The following is a 618-nucleotide window of genomic DNA, read 5'->3' as shown; positions in this document are numbered from 1 at the left end:
GCTGATGGTCGCCCTGTACCGCAGCGGCCGGCAGGCCGAGGCGCTCGCCGTGTACGCGGACACCCGGCGGCTGCTCGCGGAGGAACTGGGCGTCGATCCGCGCCCCGAACTGGCCCGCCTCCAGCAGCGCATCCTCCAGGCCGACGAGGAACTGGCGCGTCCCGCCGCCGAGTCCGCCCCCGCCCCCGCTCCGGTACGCCCCGCCCAGCTCCCCGCGACGGTCGCCGACTTCACGGGCCGCGCCTCCTTCGTCCGGGAGCTGGGCGACCATCTCGCCACGGCCGAGGGCGCGGTGATGGCCGTCTCCGCCCTGGCCGGGATCGGGGGCGTCGGCAAGACCACCCTCGCCGTCCACGTCGCCCACCAGGCCCGACCGCACTTCCCCGACGGGCAGCTGTACGTCGACCTCCAGGGCGCGGGCGCCAGGGTCGCGGACCCGGAGACGGTCCTGGGCGCGTTCCTGCGCGCCCTCGGCACAGCCGACTCGGCCATTCCGGACTCCCTGGACGAGCGGGCCGCGCTCTACCGCTCCACCCTGGACGGCCGCCGCGTCCTGGTCCTGCTGGACAACGCCCACGACGCGGCCCAGATCCGCCCGCTGCTCCCCGGTACGGCGGG

1 protein-coding gene is annotated in these 618 nt (G+C 76.5%); it reads left to right on the top strand.

From position 1 onward, the window contains the following. On the top strand, positions 1-618 hold a 618-nt coding region (locus IH13_RS0106155; protein ID WP_234433228.1), incomplete at both ends, for a BTAD domain-containing putative transcriptional regulator.

The organism is Streptomyces sp. NRRL WC-3549 (genome assembly GCF_000721935.1).
GTDB lineage: Bacteria > Actinomycetota > Actinomycetes > Streptomycetales > Streptomycetaceae > Streptomyces.
Note: the sequence above shows the minus strand (reverse complement) of the source record. Positions and strands in the feature narration are given on the sequence as shown.